Below are 1773 nucleotides of genomic sequence, written 5' to 3'. Positions count from 1 at the left end.
CTGGCGGTTTTTTCTGTCTTTTCTCCGATACAGACGGCTGTAAATCCGTTCAATGTCTCCTTATCCGGCTGTAAAATATCCAGGAATCCCTGTACTGTCGATCCGCTCGTAAACGTGACCGCATCGATCGCGCCCTCTTTTAGGAGTTCACGGATGCGCTCTGCAAGCGGCGATTCCTCCGGCGTGATCGTATCGTAAAGTGTCACATCCATATAGGATATTCCGGCAGCTTCAAATGCCTGCGTCAGTTCCGGCGAACCATGTCTGGCGCGCAGGATGCATACGCGTTCGTTCTGCTTCACCTGTTTTGCCAGCCCTTTTCCGAGATCTGCCGCATAAAAGCGCTCCGGAATATAATCTGGGTAAATGCCGTGTTCCCGGCAGACGGACGCGGTTCCCTCGCCGATCACAGCAAAACGCAGATGGGAAAGGCTCCTGAAATCTTTCTGCATCCGGTTCAAAAGCTCAAAGAAATATTGCGCCCCTGCCGGACTCGTGAGCACCAGCCAGTGATACGATTCCAGATTCCGAACCAGTTCATACAGTTTTTCTTTATCCGCTGTGCCAGCATCCGCTTTTTCTGATTTTTTCCAGACCGGTTTTAACTCAATCGTCGGAAATTCCAGCACCTCCGCTCCGGCATCGCGCAGATGTTCCGCCAGCTTCTGGCTGCGCTCCTTCGGGCGGGTAATCACGATCCTTTTTCCTGCCAACGGCTTTTCTTCTCTCCATGCACACGTATCAGCAAGCGCACAGACTTCCCCGATCACAAGAATGGCAGGCGCCTTGACGCCCTGACGCACACCCTCTTCCGGAAGTATCTGCAGGGTTGCGCGGATCATTCTCTGGGACGCAAGGGTTCCGTTCATCAGAAATGCCGCCGGCGTCTCCGGTTTCATTCCCGCATTCAGAAGCCCCTCACAGATCCTCGGCGCATTCGCAACACTCATCAGAAAAATTAAGGTGCCGCCGACCCGAGCAAGTGCCTCAAAATCCAGAGCCGGCATGCCCTCCATACGATGTCCGGTAATCACATGAAACGATCCCGCCAATCCTCGGTGCGTCACCGGGATGCCAAAATATGCCGGAACTGCCAGGCTGGAGCTGATACCCGGAACCACCTCAAACGGGATCTGATGTTTCTTTAAAAATTCAGCTTCTTCGCCGCCGCGTCCAAAGACGAACGGATCCCCGCCCTTGAGGCGCACGATCGTTCCGCCCTTTTTCGCTTCCTCTAATAAAATTTCTAAGATTTCTTCCTGCTTCTTCGAATGGCGTCCACTCCGTTTACCAACGTCAATTTTCCGCGTGTGCTCCGGAATCCAGCCCAGTACCGCGTCGCCTGCCAAAGCGTCGTAGACGACGGCATCCGCCTGCTCCAGAAGTTCTCTGCCGCGCAGGGTAAAAAGCCCTGCATCGCCAGGACCCGAGCCGATAAGGTAGACTTTCCCCAGCGGAGACAGTGCAGGCTTTCCCGATAACTGTTCCGCCAATTTTCTTCCAAGCTCCGCTGCTTTCTCTGCCTCCCCCTCAATGGAACCAATACGGACTTCTCCCGTTTCTTCATAATAAAGACCTCGCAGCTTGATTTTTCCATTTTCAAGCACCGCCGAAGCTGCCGTCGGCGACGAACATCCGCCTCCAAGCGTGGCGACAAAGCCCTGTTCTGCCCTGGTTAAAACCGCAGACTCCTCAGAGTGAACCATTTTCACAAAAGGGATCTCCCGGTCACGCCGTCCCTGGATTGCCAGAATGCCCTGTCCTGCTGACGGG

1 protein-coding gene is annotated in these 1773 nt (G+C 54.3%); it reads right to left on the bottom strand.

Going from position 1 to position 1773, the window contains the following annotated elements; genetic code table 11:
- The coding region (cobA, locus tag QVO97_RS06460; RefSeq protein WP_369678390.1) for a uroporphyrinogen-III C-methyltransferase at positions 1 to 1706 on the bottom strand (1706 nt) is incomplete at its 3' end.
- Positions 1707 to 1773 lie beyond the last annotated feature (67 nt).

Origin of the sequence: Clostridium sp. CAG:43, from assembly GCF_000434655.1 — a bacterium.
GTDB lineage: Bacteria > Bacillota > Clostridia > Lachnospirales > Lachnospiraceae > Otoolea > Otoolea fessa.
Note: the sequence above shows the minus strand (reverse complement) of the source record. Positions and strands in the feature narration are given on the sequence as shown.